24 protein-coding genes and 1 other RNA gene are annotated in these 17,149 nt (G+C 62.1%); 18 read left to right on the top strand and 7 right to left on the bottom strand.

What is annotated here, in order from left to right:
• Nucleotides 1-22 precede the first annotated feature (22 nt).
• A complete protein-coding gene (locus BV071_RS26355; protein ID WP_035613757.1) occupies nucleotides 23-391 on the bottom strand; it encodes a hypothetical protein in 369 nt (122 codons plus the stop codon).
• 43 nt (nucleotides 392-434) lie between these two features.
• Between BV071_RS26355 and BV071_RS26350 the strand changes: the two genes are divergently transcribed.
• Nucleotides 435-980 (top strand): hypothetical protein, encoded by a 546-nt coding sequence (locus BV071_RS26350; protein WP_035613756.1) that lies wholly within the window; start codon nucleotides 435-437, stop codon nucleotides 978-980.
• A 92-nt stretch (nucleotides 981-1,072) separates the two neighbouring features.
• Here the strand turns inward: BV071_RS26350 and BV071_RS26345 are convergent, their stop codons facing one another.
• The gene (locus tag BV071_RS26345; RefSeq protein WP_035613751.1) at nucleotides 1,073-1,789 is read right to left on the bottom strand and encodes a hypothetical protein; all 717 of its coding nucleotides are present in this window, start codon (nucleotides 1,787-1,789) and stop codon (nucleotides 1,073-1,075) included.
• Between the two features lie 202 nt (nucleotides 1,790-1,991).
• Here BV071_RS26345 and BV071_RS26340 point away from each other — a divergent pair, with 202 nt between their 5' ends.
• Complete coding sequence (locus tag BV071_RS26340; RefSeq protein WP_265594924.1) at nucleotides 1,992-2,468, top strand: hypothetical protein; 477 nt, start codon at nucleotides 1,992-1,994, stop codon at nucleotides 2,466-2,468.
• A 13-nt stretch (nucleotides 2,469-2,481) separates the two neighbouring features.
• Here the strand turns inward: BV071_RS26340 and BV071_RS35815 are convergent, their stop codons facing one another.
• Both BV071_RS35815 and ssrA read right to left on the bottom strand, forming a co-directional pair.
• Nucleotides 2,482-3,066, bottom strand: coding sequence for a hypothetical protein (locus BV071_RS35815; protein ID WP_035613745.1), 585 nt, complete (start codon nucleotides 3,064-3,066; stop codon nucleotides 2,482-2,484).
• A 204-nt stretch (nucleotides 3,067-3,270) separates the two neighbouring features.
• Nucleotides 3,271-3,627, bottom strand: a transfer-messenger RNA (tmRNA) gene (ssrA, locus tag BV071_RS34480).
• 234 nt (nucleotides 3,628-3,861) lie between these two features.
• On the opposite strand from ssrA, the gene BV071_RS26330 reads away from it, so the two are divergent.
• Both BV071_RS26330 and BV071_RS26325 read left to right on the top strand, forming a co-directional pair.
• Nucleotides 3,862-4,779 carry a hypothetical protein gene (locus tag BV071_RS26330; protein ID WP_035613742.1) on the top strand — a complete coding sequence of 306 codons (918 nt, stop codon included), beginning with the start codon at nucleotides 3,862-3,864 and terminating at the stop codon, nucleotides 4,777-4,779.
• On the top strand, nucleotides 4,776-5,621 hold the full coding sequence (locus tag BV071_RS26325; protein ID WP_081886244.1) for a nucleotidyl transferase AbiEii/AbiGii toxin family protein: 846 nt from the start codon (nucleotides 4,776-4,778) through the stop codon (nucleotides 5,619-5,621). The genes BV071_RS26330 and BV071_RS26325 overlap by 4 nt, the downstream gene beginning before the upstream one ends.
• Nucleotides 5,622-5,650: 29 nt before the next feature.
• Here BV071_RS26325 and BV071_RS26320 read toward each other — a convergent pair whose 3' ends face one another.
• Genes BV071_RS26320 through BV071_RS26310 form a run of 3 tightly spaced genes read right to left on the bottom strand, consistent with a single transcriptional unit; the run spans nucleotide 5,651 to nucleotide 7,006 of the window.
• Nucleotides 5,651-6,052, bottom strand: coding sequence for a hypothetical protein (locus tag BV071_RS26320; protein WP_035613739.1), 402 nt, complete (start codon nucleotides 6,050-6,052; stop codon nucleotides 5,651-5,653).
• A 34-nt stretch (nucleotides 6,053-6,086) separates the two neighbouring features.
• Nucleotides 6,087-6,605 carry a hypothetical protein gene (locus tag BV071_RS26315; RefSeq protein WP_035613736.1) on the bottom strand — a complete coding sequence of 173 codons (519 nt, stop codon included), beginning with the start codon at nucleotides 6,603-6,605 and terminating at the stop codon, nucleotides 6,087-6,089.
• Nucleotides 6,602-7,006, bottom strand: a complete 405-nt coding sequence (locus BV071_RS26310) for a hypothetical protein (RefSeq protein ID WP_035613733.1) — start codon at nucleotides 7,004-7,006, stop codon at nucleotides 6,602-6,604. Before BV071_RS26310 ends, BV071_RS26315 begins: the two co-directional genes overlap by 4 nt.
• Before the next feature lie 391 nt (nucleotides 7,007-7,397).
• Between BV071_RS26310 and BV071_RS26305 the strand changes: the two genes are divergently transcribed.
• The 14 genes from BV071_RS26305 to BV071_RS26245 form a co-directional block, all read left to right on the top strand.
• Entirely contained in the window at nucleotides 7,398-8,933 is a 1,536-nt protein-coding gene (locus tag BV071_RS26305; RefSeq protein ID WP_265594923.1) for a hypothetical protein, read from the top strand.
• A gap of 211 nt (nucleotides 8,934-9,144) precedes the next feature.
• Complete coding sequence (locus tag BV071_RS35810; protein ID WP_265594922.1) at nucleotides 9,145-9,318, top strand: hypothetical protein; 174 nt, start codon at nucleotides 9,145-9,147, stop codon at nucleotides 9,316-9,318.
• A gap of 65 nt (nucleotides 9,319-9,383) precedes the next feature.
• Nucleotides 9,384-9,911 (top strand): hypothetical protein, encoded by a 528-nt coding sequence (locus BV071_RS26300; RefSeq protein ID WP_035613727.1) that lies wholly within the window; start codon nucleotides 9,384-9,386, stop codon nucleotides 9,909-9,911.
• 168 nt (nucleotides 9,912-10,079) lie between these two features.
• Nucleotides 10,080-10,625 carry a hypothetical protein gene (locus BV071_RS26295; protein WP_035613724.1) on the top strand — a complete coding sequence of 182 codons (546 nt, stop codon included), beginning with the start codon at nucleotides 10,080-10,082 and terminating at the stop codon, nucleotides 10,623-10,625.
• A 142-nt stretch (nucleotides 10,626-10,767) separates the two neighbouring features.
• Nucleotides 10,768-11,304 carry a hypothetical protein gene (locus BV071_RS26290; protein WP_035613721.1) on the top strand — a complete coding sequence of 179 codons (537 nt, stop codon included), beginning with the start codon at nucleotides 10,768-10,770 and terminating at the stop codon, nucleotides 11,302-11,304.
• A gap of 96 nt (nucleotides 11,305-11,400) precedes the next feature.
• Complete coding sequence (locus tag BV071_RS26285) at nucleotides 11,401-11,940, top strand: hypothetical protein (protein WP_035613718.1); 540 nt, start codon at nucleotides 11,401-11,403, stop codon at nucleotides 11,938-11,940.
• 124 nt (nucleotides 11,941-12,064) lie between these two features.
• Entirely contained in the window at nucleotides 12,065-12,601 is a 537-nt protein-coding gene (locus BV071_RS26280; RefSeq protein WP_265594921.1) for a hypothetical protein, read from the top strand.
• Nucleotides 12,602-12,871: 270 nt separating this feature from the next.
• A complete protein-coding gene (locus BV071_RS26275; protein WP_265594920.1) occupies nucleotides 12,872-13,216 on the top strand; it encodes a hypothetical protein in 345 nt (114 codons plus the stop codon).
• Nucleotides 13,217-13,312: 96 nt separating this feature from the next.
• Nucleotides 13,313-13,852, top strand: a complete 540-nt coding sequence (locus BV071_RS26270; RefSeq protein WP_035613708.1) for a hypothetical protein — start codon at nucleotides 13,313-13,315, stop codon at nucleotides 13,850-13,852.
• A 30-nt stretch (nucleotides 13,853-13,882) separates the two neighbouring features.
• On the top strand, nucleotides 13,883-14,371 hold the full coding sequence (locus BV071_RS26265) for a hypothetical protein (RefSeq protein WP_035613705.1): 489 nt from the start codon (nucleotides 13,883-13,885) through the stop codon (nucleotides 14,369-14,371).
• A gap of 75 nt (nucleotides 14,372-14,446) precedes the next feature.
• Nucleotides 14,447-14,983: a hypothetical protein gene (locus tag BV071_RS33710; protein WP_052573908.1), complete on the top strand. Its 537-nt coding sequence runs from the start codon at nucleotides 14,447-14,449 to the stop codon at nucleotides 14,981-14,983.
• A 72-nt stretch (nucleotides 14,984-15,055) separates the two neighbouring features.
• Entirely contained in the window at nucleotides 15,056-15,598 is a 543-nt protein-coding gene (locus BV071_RS26255; RefSeq protein WP_265594919.1) for a hypothetical protein, read from the top strand.
• Between the two features lie 8 nt (nucleotides 15,599-15,606).
• Nucleotides 15,607-16,128 (top strand): protein-tyrosine phosphatase family protein, encoded by a 522-nt coding sequence (locus BV071_RS26250; protein ID WP_035613698.1) that lies wholly within the window; start codon nucleotides 15,607-15,609, stop codon nucleotides 16,126-16,128.
• 514 nt (nucleotides 16,129-16,642) lie between these two features.
• Nucleotides 16,643-17,149: hypothetical protein (locus BV071_RS26245; protein WP_265594918.1), on the top strand; the 507-nt coding region annotated here is incomplete at its 3' end.

The following is a 17,149-nucleotide window of genomic DNA, read 5'->3' as shown; positions in this document are numbered from 1 at the left end:
ACGGCGGGTGTCACAAAATCACTCAGCGAGTGCCGGGAGGATGCCGCGGGATGACCGGCTTGTCTTTCGCGCGCGGACGACGACGGGTGGCGAAGAGACGTGATCGGCTTTCGAGGGGAATGCCATCGTAAACAATGGCCACCAAATCCTGCAGGCGGAGCGCGAGGCGGGACTTCGCGTTCCAACGGTAGAGGAGGGTGCGCCCTTGCTGCTTGGAGACAAGGGCACCGGCACGGGTGAATTTCTCCAACTGCCGCTGGACGGAATCCAGAGAGATCGCGAAATCCGCCGAGACGGCACGGCCATAGGATTCGCCGTAGTGGTGGAGGTGAAGCAGTACGGCTTCGGCGGCGCGGCTGCCGAACAGGTCTGCCAATGCGGTGGAATTCATGACTTGAATCTCAGGTCAAATGACCCATGATTCAAGTCATTAAATGAAGCCGCCGGATTGGAAGCAGTGCACGGAGGAAGAACTCTGGAAGTATGTGGCGTGGCATCTGGAGGGGGCCGGGATAAGCTCGGTGCTGGTGGGCGGGGCGGTGGTGGCGATCTACACCGAGGGCCTCTATCAGTCCGGCGATCTGGATATGGTGCCCGACGACCTGCAGCGCAAGCGACTGGAGGCCGTGCTGGGGGAGATCGGCTTCGTGCCATCAAAGAGCCGCTACTTTCGCCATCCGGAGTGCAGGCATCTTTATCTGGAATTCCCCAAGGGACCGGTGGAGATCGGTGATGAGTTTCCGATCGAACCGGCCGAAATGGAAGTAGATGGACGACGACTCAAGATCCTCTCCCCGACCGACTGCGTGAAGGACCGGCTGGCCTCGTTCATCTACTGGGGCTCGCGGGACACCTTCGATCAAGCGGTGCTCGTATGCCGGAGCCAAGGGGCAGCCGTGAATCTCAAGGCGGTGCGCCAGTGGTGTGAGGCTGAGGGAAAGCGAGAGGTCTTTGAAGAGATGGCGAAAGCCCTGGGGTGAGCTGTATTGCCCACACCAGGAAGGACCTTCCGTACTAGTAGGCTTGAGAAGGCAGCCGGGGCCGCACGTCTGCACGCGGTGTGCGGACCAGCCTACTCCTTCAGCCGGATCTTGAGTTGGCCGGGCTCGACTTTCATTTCCTCGATGCCGGCGACGCGGCCGCCTTTGCCGCCGCCGAGGACTTCGCCCAAGAGGTCCTTGCCCTTGAGCTGGCCGAGCCAGTCATTCGGCAGGGAGACGCCCCAGACGGTGAGGTCATCGAGGACGAGGTGGGCACCGTGGTCGTCGGTCTTGATGAGGAAGCGGGAGCGGGCCTTGAGGTGCCTGCCGCCGACGATGGGCAGATCGGCGGGCAGGTCGGTCTCGAGGCGGAGATGGAGGGCGTCGGTGGCGAGCTCGATCTTCCACTTGTCGCCGAGCGATTGCTCATTGAGCAGGCCGTTGAGTTCACGCTCGGTCAGGATGATCTCGCGGCTGCCCTTTTCATACTTGGGCTCGGCCTGGGGTTGAGCCTTCGGCAGAGTATTCCCATTGGCATTCGCATTCGGCCCGGTGGAGGCGGGGACGCGCTCGACATCCGGGTTCTGGATGGCCTCGACCTTTTGCTGGACGGTGACCTTTTCCTGGGCGTTGAGCTGCACCGGATGGATCGGGCGATTGAACCAGAAGAAGAGGCCGATGATGACCAGCAGGAGGACGATGAAGCCGATGAGGGTCGGCACCAGGCAGCCGCGGCGGCGCGGGGGGGCCGGTGGCTGGGCCGCGGACAGGGTCGGCGGCGTGGCAGGTGGTGATGAGAGTTCGGACATGGTCGGAAAGCGGTAGGCGCGGCGGGCTTCGCGGAATTACGTTTGGAAAGCGGGAATCCTCCGCGATTTGGCCCTATAAACAATGCGGGATTTTCTACGGGTGGAAAGCCCGTAGAGCGATCCTTGGAAGGCGGGCTGGATGGCAGCCGTGCAGGCTTCGCCACGGGCTCGCCATCCGGCCCGGGGCTGCCAGGTTCCGGGAGTGAAACTCGCCCTCCACCGCTCGCTGAGTTTTTGGTCCGGCTTGCTGGTGATAAGCTTCATCCTCTTCATCTGGTGGGCTTCCCAGTTTGCCATGGTCTCGGCGGAGGCCGGCAGCGTGAAGGCCATCAACTGGTGTGGCGGGGTCTCACTGATCCACAATGCCGTCCCAAGCCCCCACCCCGCCTACCGCGTGAACAGCTACAATAGGAACTGGCCGCGGGTGCTTCCGGCGCCGTTTTTCATTCGCGGAAAAGAAATCAAGGATCCGGTGGACTCTTGGAATTCGTTCGGAACTAGCAGCAGCCTGCCGGAGTGGCTGGAATCGGCCTACGCCAATCAACCGCGAAGCCAGTGGATGCTCTTCATCCCACACTGGATGATTCTCCCCGCGGCGGCGCTACCGTGGATCGGCCTGATCGCATGGCGTGCACGGCGGCGGAGGGCGGAGTTGAATCCCCCGCTGATCCTCACCTGATAGGTCCGCAGGATCACTCCTTCTTCGGCTGGTCCTGCGGGGGGATCGCCCGCGGCTCCTTGAGCTGCGAGATGCCGGGCCTCTCGCCGTTGGGCAGTTCCGGGTGCTCGGCAAGTTTCTTCAGTTCCTCAAGCGTGGCCTCTTCGACCATGTAGTCCACCCGGCAATCGCCGTAGTCCATGTAGCGCACAAAGGTCCTTGGATCCGGCATGTAAGTTCCTTCGGACGCCGCCATGAGACCGTGTGGACTGACGGCCGTCCCCCTTCCTGGTGCATTGATGGGCCTGCCAAACGAGACCTTCAGGAGACCGGAGTCTCCCAGCAGCGACGGGAGGTAGGTGATCAAAGCGCAGTCCGCGGCATACTTGAGATCGAAAACACCCCGGCTAGAGTGAAACACCTCCTTACCGGCCTGACTGACTTGCACCGTCACCATCAGACATTCGGTTTTCCTTTCGACCGGCTTGGGAACCCATTTGCTGATCCCGAGGTCCTCGGCAAGGAGCGGGGCATTAGTATCGACATCAGGGGCAGCTTGGAGCGGTGCCAGGAAGCCGGCAGCGCAGAGGCAGCGGAGGGCAAGGGAGGTAATTTTCATGCGGATTGGTAGGACCACCCGAATCGGCCACTTATTCAATCCCAGCGGAACTTCGGCGGCTCGAAGGAAGCGACGCGCGCCGACGGCCAAGATGACGGGGAAGATCAGCCTCTGGGTAAGGGCGCTGCGCAGCCCCGGCTTCTCCCCTTCCCTGCCCGCCCTAAAACAGGCGGGCCCCGCTGGCTTTCGCCGGCGGGGCCCAGATGGTGGAGGCGAGGGGAGTCGAACCCCTGTCCGAAACATCTTTCATGCGGGTCTCTACACGTTTATCCGGCGATCTGGGATTTCGGAAGTTGTAGGCCCGTCGGCAGCGTTCCCCTTCCTAGAAACCTGTAGATCTCACCAAGCTGCCCGGTTACCCGGCATCAAGGCCAGCACGCTAAGTGTTCACCTTCCCCCACCGCGTGCGCATGGGTTCTGGTGTTGCTGTCAATTAAGCAGCAAGGGCAAGCTCGTTAGAGTCTGCATTTATTTGTTTTGAGCGGCTTTTTAGGAGGCCAGCCGATCAACCTCCACGTGCAACCAACACTGCGAACATCCCGTCGAAACCAGAACGCCCCCGTAGTTGGGTATGCAGGGAGCATGGACGGGGATGGCGGCGGGGGCAATGGGAATTTCCGGGGTGGGTTTGGAAGGGCGATAATTATCCAGCATCAAGCTGCGCTATTATCATGCGTCCTAAGGACGCATGATAATAGCGCGTCTTAGCGACATCAAGCATCCAAAAATTTCCAATTGACTACCCGTATATCGGTGGTATCAGATGTCCTGAGGACATCTGATACCACCGAGTCTATGAACCTTTCTACCGCCCTCTCTCTCTCTTTGGGCGAGGTGTCGGATCCCGTGATCACCCGTTACCGTTTGGGGCTGATCGTGTTTGGTCTCTACTCGGCAAAGTCCTATCGCGGCGAGAAGCTGCAGCATCTAAAGAGAGAGGCCGCCGGGACTGGGGAGTTCAACCGTTGCTTAGCCGAACTGGAGGGAACAGGTGTCCTCAAGTCGCACCCAGATTTTACCGGTCGAGTTTTCCGCCTGCTTGGACGCCGTGATGAGGACGCCGCCGAGGTGGCGTGCACGGTGGATCCGTTTTGCTATGTGTCGCACTTGAGCGCGATGGCCCACCATGGTCTGACCGATCGCTTGCCAGTAAAGCTCTTCCTCAGCTCCCCTCCCCTACGGGAGTGGCAGGATGAGGCAGCAACGCGGATGAAGCAGGATCTGGGCGATGATCTGGTGCTCTACGAGCAATCCGGGATGCCGCTGCTGACCCGGACGAAGATGAGCAAGATCGGCCGCAAGGAGCTGCAGTTCTTCCATTCCAAGCACCGCGGCGCTTACAAGAATGTGAAGGGTAGTCCGCTGCGGGTATCGACGCTGGGCCGGACCTTCCTGGACATGCTACGGAATCCGGAGCTGTGCGGCGGGATGCACCATGTGATCCGCGTTTATCAGGATCACGCGGGCAGCTACCTGCGGCTGATCACGGATGAGCTGGAGCAGCACGGAGCACCGATCGACAAGGTGCGGGCCGGCTATCTGTTAGACGAGTTGATCGGCCTGAAGAACGATACGGTGGAGGGCTGGGTGCAGTTCGCCCAGCGCGGCGGATCGCGGAAGCTGGATGCCTCCGCGGAGTATCGCCCGGTCTGGTCGGACAAGTGGGCGCTGTCACTCAATGTCGAGGGATTGAAAGGAGAAGGTGCGGCGTGAGCGGGATCGACATGGCGTCGTGGGCGGAGGATGCGGGTCCCGGTGCCAGGGAGTTCAGGCAGGCCGTACATGTGATCCTTTCGGCAGTGGGAGCGGATCCGGAGCTGCGCGAGACAATGGTGATGAAGGGCGGCATCCTGATGGCGCTGCGCTACCACAGCCCGCGCTTCACCAAGGACATCGACTTCTCAACCACGCGGACGATCCAGCAACTGGACGCCGAGGCCTTCGTCGCAAGGTTCGAGGAAGCGCTGACTCTCTCCGCCGCGGAGTCTGAATACGATCTCGATTGTCGGGTTCAGAAATGGGAGGTGCTGCCACCGAAGCGGCCGGAGGCACGCTTCCCGAGCATCAAGCTGAACATCGGCTACGCCTACCGGGGAACCCCGAAGCACCGGAAGCTCTTGCACAAGGAGTGCCCCTCGGTGGTCGCGATCGATTTCAGCCTGAACGAAGCGATCCTGAGTGGTGAGACCCTGGCGCTCGAAGGCGACGGCCGGATCCGGGCGTATGGTTTTCCCGATCTGGTCGCGGAGAAGTTCCGCTCCCTGCTCCAGCAGCCGGGACGCAACCGCTTCCGGCGGCAGGATGTGTATGACCTTGCCCTGCTGGTGGAGCTGGGTGCGGATGAGACGCAGAGACGAGCAATCCTGGAGAGCTTGATGGCCAAGGCGCAGTCGCGAGGCATCGAGCCGGACCGGGATTCATTGGCGAATCCGGAAGTGAGGGGACGCGCTGAAGTGGACTATGCGACGCTCGCGGATGAAATTGAGGGAGAGCTGCCCGATTTCGACCGAGCATACGAAGCGATCAATCGCTTTTACCGGGCGCTGCCGTGGTGATAGCGCCCGGACGCGCCAGTGAGCCAAGCTCAGCCCCCCAGCCAGTTCTCCCCCTGTTCGATGCGGTGCTTCACTTCGTTGAGGGAGAGGAGCAGGCCGTGCTCGGTGTGGATCAGGGCGGGGCTGTCGGAGTTGAGGAGGGCGATGGCGGACTCGGCATCGGCGGGGTAGCGGAAGCGGAGGATGGTGTAGTGAGGGCCGGGAATGATCTGGTGGATGAGGGCGAGCTGGGTGCCGGCGAAGGCATTGCCGATGGCGGCATCCGGGATGAAGGAGATGGCGCCGCGCAGGCAGCTGCCGCCCTTCCCTGCCCCATCGATGGCGAGGCGCGGCGGTGAGTCCTCGAGGCGGATTTCACCGAGGAAGCGGCTGGCGGTGGCGATGGCGGCGAGGTCGAGGGGCGCGGCGGTAATGAGCGTGATCCACTGCATGGCGAGTGCGGATAGAGTGCCGGGATATCTGTGATCAGTAAGCGGTGAGCCGAGGGGAATTTGAGTCCGGGGATGGCGGGAGGCTGGCTTGGATCTTGGCGTGGCGGCGGCGAGCTTGCCAATAGGCAAGACCGAGCCAAACGGGAAGATAGGCGGTGAGGATGAGCCAGAGAGGGATGACGGTCCGGGAGAGGACCATTTGAGATGGTTCAGGAAGAGACGCGGGCAGCACTTCCTGCGTCCGGGCAGGTGCAGGGAAGGGCTTTCGGGAGCCCACGTATGCAGGGTTTACTTCAAGCCGTGAGAAGTCGCCCCAGCTCTCCGTGGGAATGATGTGCGGGATAGGGAACGATGAAGCGAGTGGCGGGATGATCTCGAAGCGCAGGTGAACGAGGGCCGACGACCGGAGCTGCAGTCCCTCCGAGCTCTTGTCGGCCACAGCGCGAAACCAGCCGGAGTCATGGCGCATCGAGTCCGCCCAAGCCCACAGGAGGATGACCACGGGGAAGAAGCCGAGAAAGAAGAGCGGTGGCAGGTGGCGGAGGCGGCTCATGGGGGCGGGTCCTCGTAGGGGAGGCGCGGGTCGGCGGCGTTGCGGGTGCGGAGGCGCTGTTTCCAGACCCAGTACATGGAGAGACCCATGACGCAAAGGCCGGCCTGCAAGGCCGACCAGATCATGAACGGATTGAGGGCTGGTCGCTCCGCGAGAAGGATGAGAATGGACGACAGGATTTGGCAGGTCCCGAAGCACCAGGCGACGCGGCTGCTGGCTAGCATCCCGGGCGCAATGTCATCCTTGCGGGCGACGAAGCGGATGAGCGCGACGACAAGCATCCAGCAACCGACGATCAAGAAAAGGCCCCAGAAGCCGGCGACGAGCATCTCGAGGATGCGAGGCAAGGCGCGGGCGGGCAGGCCGGCGAGGAGGGGCGGGAGTTGGAGGAGTCGGGTCAAGTTTGCCGGTGTTCAGTTTTCAGCTTTCAGAAACGGCAGATTCTACGGTGGCAGCAGTAGATGAGGGAACTCCGGGGGCCGGGATAAATGAGAATGAGGAGGGGCTTTCCAGAGCCAAGCCAGTGGCGATCCTGAACGCGCTGGCGGTGGGGTCAAGTCGGCGGCGTGTGACGATGAAGCGATGAAATTTGAGATCCCGGATTTCAAATTTGAAAGGAAGGACCGCGGCGTATCTCAGTCCAAGAGGCCCGGCTCGGGTGGCTGAGCCGCCGTTGGGGCTGGTGATAGATGATATTTGATCGGGGCGAGATGAAGGTGGATGGTGGCAGCGCTGCTATCGCAAGCATCCCCGGATTGCGCTTTTCTGATTTCACTTCCACCTTCCATGCCGATGAAGAAGAGAACCGCTTTGTCCATCCTGCTGCTCGCGGTCGCGGTGGCGGGTGCCGGCTACTGGATCTACGCCAAGGGACGACTGAGCCATGTGTCCGCGATGGTGGAGGCCGAGGCGAAGCGCGAGCGGATCGAGACTAACAGGAAGCTGACGGCGCTGAAGGAGCTGGGCGAGGGCGAGCTGGTGCACGCGGCGCTCTCCAGCAAGCTGCTGGCCGGGATGCTGGATGCCTTCGTGGGGACCACCTACCGTGACCCGAAGGGCAAGGGCACGGTGAGGATCGAAAGCCTGACGCCGGAATTCAAGAACGGCTACCCGCGGATCGTGGCGACGGTGCGGGCGGAGGTGCCGGACATGGCGCCGGAGACGCTGCAGGCGGAGGCCAGCCTGACCCACACGGTGGCGGCGGATGGCACGCGGGTGGATCTGCAGCTCCGCTTCCTGGGGATCGAGAGCAAGCGCGGGCTGCCGCGCCCGCTGCAGGAGATCGTAAGCGCGCAGGCGGTGGAGCAGATCAATGCGCGGCTGCAGCCCTTCCGCGTGCCGCTGCCGGTGGACTTCACGATCACGCCGAAGGAGTCCGCGGATAAAGAGCTGAATGTAAAGGCAGCTGGCTCGCAGCTGAAGCTGGCGCTGACGCTGCCCGCGCTGCCGGAACTCCAGATCCGCTGGCGCTTGCTGGCGATCTGGTTTGCGGAGGATGGCTTCCACGCGGCCGGCCGGATCTCCGCGGATGGCGAGGAGCTGAAGGCGCTGCCGGAATCGCAGATCGATAGCGACCGCGGGCTGGATGAACAGCTCGCGCGCTTCCGGATGCCTGCGGGCGAGGACTTCCACGCGCGGGTGCCGGTGGGCCCGCTGGAGCAGATCGCCGCGGGGATCTCCGCACGGCCGGTGGAGGAGCGCACGGCGATGGTGCGCGGGGTGAGCGCGGAGGGTGACTTGATTTCAAAGACCAGCGGGCTGCCCTTCGGCAAGGGCTTCAGCGCCTCCATCGAGGATGTGTCCTTGCTGAAGCTGCGCGCGCGGCTGGGCAAGCTGGAGACCAGCCTGCACGAGAATGAAGGCCTGGACCTGAGCGGCCGGGTGAAGGTGGATGGCGTGGGCCGGATCCGCGCGCAAGGGAATGCGCCGAAGGCCCTGGGAGTGGAGCTCAAGGGTGGCATCGGCGAATCGGCGACCATCACGGCGCTGGCGGTGGAGGATGTGGTGGCGGCGCTGCGACCGGACCCGGAGGATGGCAGCTTCGTGCTGCGGCTGGCGGGTCCGGAGGATGTGAAGGTGAAGGCGACGGCGCGGATCTACGGCGACCACGATATGAGCTTCAACGTGCCACTGCCGGTGGGGAAGGAGTTCTACCGCTTCACGCTGCCGCCGGTGATTGAGAAGGATTTCTCGATCAAGATGCCGAAGGGGATGAGCCCGGCGGAGAAGCACTTCAGCGCGGCGGCGAGTCAGCCGACGCTGAAGTTCGGGAAGGACAGCTTCGAATTCGGCGGGCAGGCGACGGTGGTGGAAAACAAGCCGGAGTGAGTTTGGCGGAAGGCAGGAAGAACCACGGATGGACACCGATGAACACGGATTAAAGGCAGGAGAGACTGCCGCAGCGGAATCTTCATCCGTGTAAATCCGTGTCCATCCGTGGTTCCTTCTCCTTTGGCCGATGTCTCACTGTCGAGTGAGCGGCCGTCGCACTTCACGGATCCTTCTCGACGACGAAGCGGGCAACTGATCCGATGCGGACATGCGGTCGCCCTACGTGCGGATTTTGATCATCATCGCGGTGGCGATGGCGCTATGGCTGCCGGGCGGCATTCTCAGTCGTTGCGACCAGATTGACCGGGGCTGGATCAGCATCGCGGCGATTGTCGCGGTGGCCTGCCTGAACCTAGCATTCCCGGTGAAGTGGAGGAGTTAGATTTCCGGCTCCAACCCGAGGGAGCTTGAGCCGGTGGGATAGGGCGCTATAGCTGCGGGGCTGTCATGTCTGCCGTGTTGAACCGCATCCGCCATTTGCCTGCCGTTTTTTGGATCGGTCTGTTCCCGGTGGTGGTGCTGCTGTGGCTGTGGGCGGACTCCGTGCGCTATCAGTATGTATGGGACTATCACCGCGCCGAGAGCTGGAGCCTGCACGCGATCCTGGATGGCGGGCAGCTGGTGGTGGAAGACAAGGAGATCGTGGACATCAAGCCAGGCCACAAGATCGAGCCGGGCTTTTTGAACTACGTCTTGGGCAATCCGACCGGACCGACCGGACCTGTCGGGAAGATAGCGCGCCGGGAGATCGGGGGGAGCGGGGTGATTCCGCTGCACGCCCTGCGTCTCACGCCGGTGCGGGTGGACGATTTCGGGGAGTTCAAGCTGCGGATGACGCGGCACTTTGTCTCGCTGCCGCGGGTGATGGCGCGATACACGCCGCTCTTGCTGGGCGTCACCTGGTGGAGCGCGCGGCGGAGGCGGAAGAGGATCGAGGCGGAGATGCCGGTGGTCGAGCCAAGGAGTGAAGCGTGATCCATGCCGCTGGTGATTTGACCGCGGATGGTAGATGGGAAAGGCAAGCAACCACGGATGGGCACGGATTGACACGGATGAAGATTCAGTTCCGGGAATTTCCCCTGCCTTTATTCGTGTTCATCGGTGCTCCTTCGTGGTTCCTGAGTCCTTGCCGCGAATGATCAGATGAACCGCCTCCGCCACTTGCCGCCGCTGTTCTGGATCGGCTTGCTACCGGTGGTGGCGCTGCTGTGGTTGTGGGCGGATAGCACGAGCTACGAGACGGAGTGGTGCCATTGCCGGGAATGGAATCGTGCGCGGACGCTCACGGCGTATCATTCGGAATTGGTCTATCAGCGCCGTGAAGTGATCGAGCGGGTACCGGGGGCAGGCGAGCGCTTTTTCCCTTACTACCCGCTGGCGAAAACGTGGCCGGCGGGCAGGCTACAACATCACCCCGTGGCCCGCCCGGCGGAGAAGGCGCCGTGGTTCCCAGCGGTGCGGAGCTACGTGGTGCAGGATCGCCACCGGAGCCAGGATTTCGAATACGTGACGGAGGTGGCGGAGCTGCCCTTCTGGATGATCCTGCTGGGCTATGCGCCGATTTGGCTGGGGATTTCCTGGTGGCAAGCGCGGCGGCTGCGGAAACGGATCGCAGCGATGGGACCACACGCGGGTGACCTCGGCGAAAGGCATAGGGAACCACGGATGGGCACGGATTTACACGGATGAAGATTCAGTTCAGGAAATTTCCCCTGCCTTGATCCGTGTTCATCGGTGTCAATCCGTGGTTTCCTCTTTCTTTGAAAGAAGACCATCCTTCCGCCCGGAATTGACATGATCTAACAGGACGATACTCCTAGCTTGCCCTGAGATGATGAACCCGATCCGACGATTGCCACCCTTCTTCTGGATCGGACTGCTGCCGGTGGTGATCCTGCTGGCCTTGTGGGCAGCTTCGCTGGCTTATCCGGTGGCTTGGTACCACTGCAGGAGTCCGGAGCAGAGGACCGTGATCACGCTCCGGAATTCCGCCATCCGCTTCAACACCATGACGGCGACGGAGAATATTCCCGGAGCCCTGGCGAGGTATGGGCGGAGGGGCTCGCTGGCGCCGACGGCAGCCCTCGGATCGATCCGCCCTGAGGAGCAGCAGCACGCGAGCGCGATGGGAGGAACCTGGTTTCCCAATCCGGGAAGCGTGGCGCTCTCCTCCCGGTCCGCGGGGATCTCTTTTGACGGACGCGAGTGGATCCTGTCGCTATGGCTGATCCTGCTCGCCTACCTGCCGCTGTGGCTGGGGATTTCGTGGTGGCAGGCGCGAAGGAGGAGGAGAAGGATCGCAGCGATGGGACCACAAGCCGATGAGCTTGGCGAAAGGCATGAGGAACCACGGATGGGCACGGATTGACACGGATGAAGATTCAGTTCCCGAAATTTCCCCTGCCTTTATCCGTGTTCATCGGTGTGAATCCGTGGTTCCTGAGTTCTTGCCACAAATGATGAGATGAACCGCATCCACCGACTGCCGCCGCTGTTTTGGATCGGGCTCTTGCCGGTGGTGATCTTGCTGGGGGCTTGGGCGGATTCGCTGAGCTACCACAGCATGTGGTTACACGGGAAGGAGGCGAATGGGAGGGACACGCTGAGCCTGCGGAATTCAGTGCTGGCATTTGCACGGACGCGGGCGGTGAAGGTGCCGGGCTCAAGCACGATCGAAGGAATGCCATGGTCGCCGGGCGGGACTGGCCGCTTCAACACGGTAGCACGCTATGAGTGGTCGCCCGGCAGAATCGCTCTCACGATCGGTGGCCGGGTGGATGAGAAGCGATGGTTCCCGCGCGCGGAGAAGATCGAGATCGGGCCGATCTCCGGGTTCGCTACGGGATTCACGGTCATGACCCAAGAGTGGATCGTGCCGCTGTGGCTGCTGCTGGCAAGCTACCTGCCGCTGTGGCTGGGGATCTCGTGGTGGCAGGCGCGAAGGAGGAGGAAGAGGCTTGAAGCGATGGATCCACGGGCAGGTGACTTTGAGGAAAGGCAGTAGGACCCCCGGATGGGCACGGATTGACACGGATGAAGAAGAATTAGTTCCGCCGTTCTTCCCTGCCTTTGATCCGTGTTAATCCGTGGTTGCCGGGCTTTCCTGTTACTCCATTACCAATGAAATCATGAACCGCATTCGACGACTGCCGCCCTTGTTTTGGATCGGACTGCTGCCGGTGGTGATCCTGCTGTGGGCGTGGGCGGATTCGCTGACGACGATGACGCTGTGGAACCGCAGCCGCAGCCGGAGCCTGGATCTGGAGTATCAGCTGATCCTCCACCGTTCTGAGATCGTCTTCAACCACACGGCGGAGACGGCGAAGCAGGGCGAGGAAGAGCCGAGCGATGAGCTCGCCGGACCGCAGGAGGATACGGGAGTCGCCGGACACATCGAGCGGCTCAAGCCGCGGGCAAGCGCAAATCAAGGGACATGGTTTCCTGCCGCGGAGTTTTCGACCAATGCTTTCCTCCGGAGAGATGGAGTCTTCACGCTCCACCGATTGAAACTGCCACTGTGGCTGATCCTGCTCGCCTACCTGCCGCTGTGGCTGGGGATTTCGTGGTGGCAGGCGCGAAGGAGGAGGAAGAGGACTGAAGCGATGGGACCACAAGCAGGTGACCTTGGCGAAAGGCATGAGGAACCACGGATGGGCACGGATTGACACGGATGAAGATTCAGTTCCGGGAATTTCTCCTGCCTTTATCCGTGTTCATCGGTGTGAATCCGTGGTTTCTGAATTCTTGCCGCGAATGATGAGATGAGCTCTATCCGACGACTGCCGCCCTTGTTCTGGATCGGGCTCTTGCCCGTGGTGATCTTGCTCGGGTTGTGGGCGGATGGCCTCCGCTATTCAAGCGGGTGGTCCTATTGCCGCGACCCGGAGAATCGCTGGGCCTTTTCATGTAGAGACTCCGACATTTATCTGGAGCACATGGTGCTGGAGAAGCGCGAACCCGGGAAGATCGAGGGCATGAAGCTGATCGAGACGGCAGAGAGCGGGGATTGGATTCACCTCCCCTACGTATGCACGGAGCTCTTCCCGATGCCGGAGGCGAAGCTGTCCTCTCCCCTCAAGATCGATGGAAACGGCGGCCCGGATCTCGAAATCCACTTTCTGCTGTTCCCCTTCTGGTTGCTGCTGCTGGGCTATCTGCCGCTGTGGTTGCCGCTGGCGTGGTGGCAGGCGCGGCGGAGGAGGAGAAGGATCGAAGCGATGGGACCACAAGCAGGTGACCTAGGCGAAAGGCATGAGGAACCACGGATGGGCACGGATTGACACGGATGAAGATTCAGCTCCGGCAATTTCCCCTGCCTTTATCCGTGTTCATCGGTGTGAATCCGTGGTTCCTGAGTCCTTGCCGCGAATGATCCGATGAACCGTATCCGCCGACTGCCACCGCTGTTTTGGATCGGGCTCTTGCCGGTGGTGATCTTGCTGGGGCTGTGGGCGGATTCGCTGGGCAATGTGATGACTTGGACGCGGGCTCCGGCCGTCGCTGATCGCCTCAAATTGTATTCGGCAAAGGGCGCGCTGGAGAGCGTGCACGAAGTGCAGGTGGTGGAATCGCCGGGAATCAGGACCGAGGCGCAAGCCTGGGGAAATCGTTGGCACAGGACCGGGCCCTGGGGCAGATTCGAGCGCAGGCAGATGCTTTCCAGATCCTCCCGCCTCGCGCCGTTCTTTCCTTCCTATTCCCGCTCCAGCACGTCCGACATACTCGACTCCGCCTTCACCGGCCGGGTGAAGATCCACAGCACGGCAATGATACTGCCCTACTGGCTGGTGCTGCTGTGCTATCTGCCGCCCTGGCTGGGCTTGGCGTGGTGGCAGGCGCGGCGGAGGAGGAAGAAGGTGGAGGATTTGAAATCTGAGATTGAAATTGGGGAGCCGGAAAGGAATGCATCGGCCTAACAGGACGATACTGCCATCGACGCTGAAACCATGAACTGGATCCGACGGCTCCCTCCACTCTTCTTCATCGGCCTCTTGCCGGTGGTGATCCTGCTGGGGCTGTGGGCGGATTCGATCGGGTATCGGACGAGATGGGAGAGATGGGGCAAGGACTCAAGTCTGCAGGTGGTTGCGATAGCGGCGCGGGTTTTCGTCATCCGGATCGATGCGCGGACGTGGGAGCCGGAGGGGCACGAGCGGTATATTTACATGGGGCCGCATCCGGGCGAAACCGCTGCCTTCGGGCGCCTGAAATTCCGCGAGAAGATGCCCGGGAAGATGCTCAGCGCGGATTGGTTCCCCGCAGTGGAGAGGAATGAACAGGTCATCCGCTTTGGCGGGCAGGTCTATGAGCAACGGGCCCAGGTGCTGCCATTCTGGCTGATCTTGGTTTGCTACCTGCCGCTGTGGCTGGGGCTGGCCTGGTGGCAGGCGCGGCGGAGGCGGAAGAGGATCGAGGCGGAGCTGACTGGAACTTGAAAGGACGCTGCGGCGCGGCGATGCGCCGCAAAGGGGTGGACGCGGAGCGGGAGATTGACTCATGGTAAAGGCAACATGAAGCCCGTGAATCATTACTGCGTGCAGGCCGGCCTCTATGCCGGGGAGTATCCCGGTGACATGAGCCCGAATGTGGCGGAGAGCCGGGTGCGGGAGTTGGTGGAGGAGAAGGGCGTGCGGACTTTCATCGATCTGACTTCCCACTCGGATTGGCAGGACGGACTGCTGCCGTATGAGCCGATGTTCCTGGAGGTGGATGTGGACGGGACGATGGGGCTGAAGCGCTATTCCTTCGAGATCCCGGACATGAAGATTCCCTCGGGGCCGGAGATCATGCGCGGCATCGTCGACCTGATCCGCTCGGAGCTGGAGGCGGGGCGGCCCTGCTACGTGCACTGCTGGGGCGGAATCGGCCGGACCGGCACGGCGGTCGGTTGCTGGCTGCGGGAGACCGGGCTGGATGCCGCCGCCGCGCTGGCGAAGGTGCAAGCGCTCTACGAGACACACATGGATGAGGCGAAGCGGGCACGCTATCCGCGCTCACCGCAGCAGCCGGCGCAGTGCAAGTATGTGGAGGAGTGGCTGGTGGAATGAAGAAATCATCAATCAGCAATGTTCCAATCATCAATCGGAGTGCGCTTCGCGGGTTTTGGTATAAGGAAGGGTATGGGCAAGATTTCCGTGGGGTTGGTGGCGGTAGCGTTGTTGGCGCCGGCATTGCACACTGCGGCGCAGGAGCCGGAGATCGTAAAGCCGCCGGTCGTGAAGCCGGTGTTGAGCGATGATTCGGAGGTGCCGGAGCCGACCGCGGCGCTCGCTCCTGGGGAGTGGGACAAGGAAGAGCCGCCGGTGATCGGGCTGATCCGCAAGGCGGAAGCGGCGGAGGCCGCGCTGCTGGCCGCGGAGGCTGACAGAGGCCAAGCCGGTGTGAGCGCGGCGAAGGCGAAGATGGCGGAGATTGATCAGACGCTGCGGGACTGGAAGGGAACGCCGTTTGCGATGGAGCAGATCGCCCTTTATCAGAAGCGGCGGGATCTGCGCCGGGACGTCCGCAAGTTGGAAAACATGGCCGGAGAGTTCGACCGCGGCGACAACGAAGGTCCCAGTGAAATTGGAACGGCATGGGAGAAGCGCCGCGCCGAGCTGAAGAAAATGGAACTCGGGTGGCAGGCGGTGGAGACCGGCATTTGGCGTGGAATGATAAAGTAGCGAGTGACATGGAAGTGCAGCATTACACGGTGGAGGCGGGGCGCTTGATCGCCGGTGAATATCCCGGCGGGCACTATGCGGATGTGGCGCTGCGGCGGCTGCGGACGCTGGTGGAGGAAGGCGTGCATTCGTTCATCGATCTAACAGCACCGGCGGATCGCATGGAGCCGTATGCGCACTTGCTGGCGGAGCTGGCCGTCGCCACGGGAAGCAGCGTGGAGCTGAGGCATTTCCCCTTCCCGATTCCGGATATGAGCGTGCCGGGCTCGCCAGAGCTGATGCGCGGGATCTTGGCGCGGCTGCGGGAGGAAATCGCGGCGGGCCGGACCTGCTATGTGCACTGCTGGGGCGGGATCGGCCGGACGGGCACGGTGATCGCTTGCTGGCTAAGGGAGTCCGGCATGGATGCCCACGCGGCGCTGGCGAAGGTGCAGGAACTCTACGCGGCACACATGCCGAAGGTGCGGCTACACCCGAAGTCGCCACAGACGGACGCGCAGGTGAGGTATGTGAAGGAGTGGGAAAGGTGATTGAGATTCATCACTACTCATCCCTGTGGCGGCGGCGAGGGTAAGGCTTGGCGGTTCGCTTCGTATTCGCGCATCGCCGCTCAAGCTCGGTTTTGTCTACGCATGTTTACGGTGGGTTTGGCTAAGTAGAAATCCCACCTGTGTGAAATTTGCATCTACGGCCTAACAGGGCTAAGTTAGGTTGTGATGCGAGAAACATCGTGGGTCTGCAGTTTTAGAGGAGGGCTGCCCGACCCGTTTTCATGGTAGATCGTGTCCTGCACGAGTGATGGTGAATCGCATTGCACCACGCCCGCGGCCCTTGGGAGAGGGCCGCGGGCCACTCGTTTCTCTCCCCTCCCCTCACTAAGCGCTTTCTTTGGAGCCGTCGCAATGGCTTTGCGATACGGCGTGCGTGGGGCCCCCGCGGGTTTATTAGCAGTGGAACGCGGGGGCCCTTTGCGTGCAGAGGGGGCGAAATCCTTGCAGAAGATTTCTTTTCAAGCGGCCCGGAGTCCTGTCAGGCTCATGGACCATGAGAACACTTGCCATCGGAACATTGTTGGGTGCCGGTCTGATGCTGACCGCGTGCAAAGATAAGGCGAAGACGGAGGGCGGTGCCGCGGCGACGGCGGAGGAGGCGAAGAAGTCGGACAGCCATGTGCTGGCGTCGAAGGGGTCGAAGCTGCCGGCGAAGGGGAAGGCGCTCACCAAGGAGAACTCCGGGGAGATGAAGGACGGGAAGATGAGCATCAATGCCGCCGGACAGAAGATGGAGGGGACGATGAGCCGCTCCGAGACGACGACGGAGACCTGGACCTCGCTCGGCGACAACAAGGCGCGCCGGACGCTGGAGAGCAAAACCACCACCGGAAAGATGAACCTGAATGGCCAGGATCAGCCGATGCCGGAGGAGAAGGACGCGCTGATCGGGGTGCCGGTGATCGTGGAGCTCAAGGACGGGAAGTACCTCGCGACGCTGGAGTCGGGTGAGGCGGCCAAGGGCGATCAGGTGAAGGCGCTGGAGAAGGTGACGGATACC

Origin of the sequence: Haloferula sp. BvORR071, assembly GCF_000739615.1 — a bacterium.
Taxonomy (GTDB): Bacteria; Verrucomicrobiota; Verrucomicrobiia; order Verrucomicrobiales; family Akkermansiaceae; genus Haloferula.
This window is presented reverse-complemented; position numbering and strand designations above follow the sequence as displayed.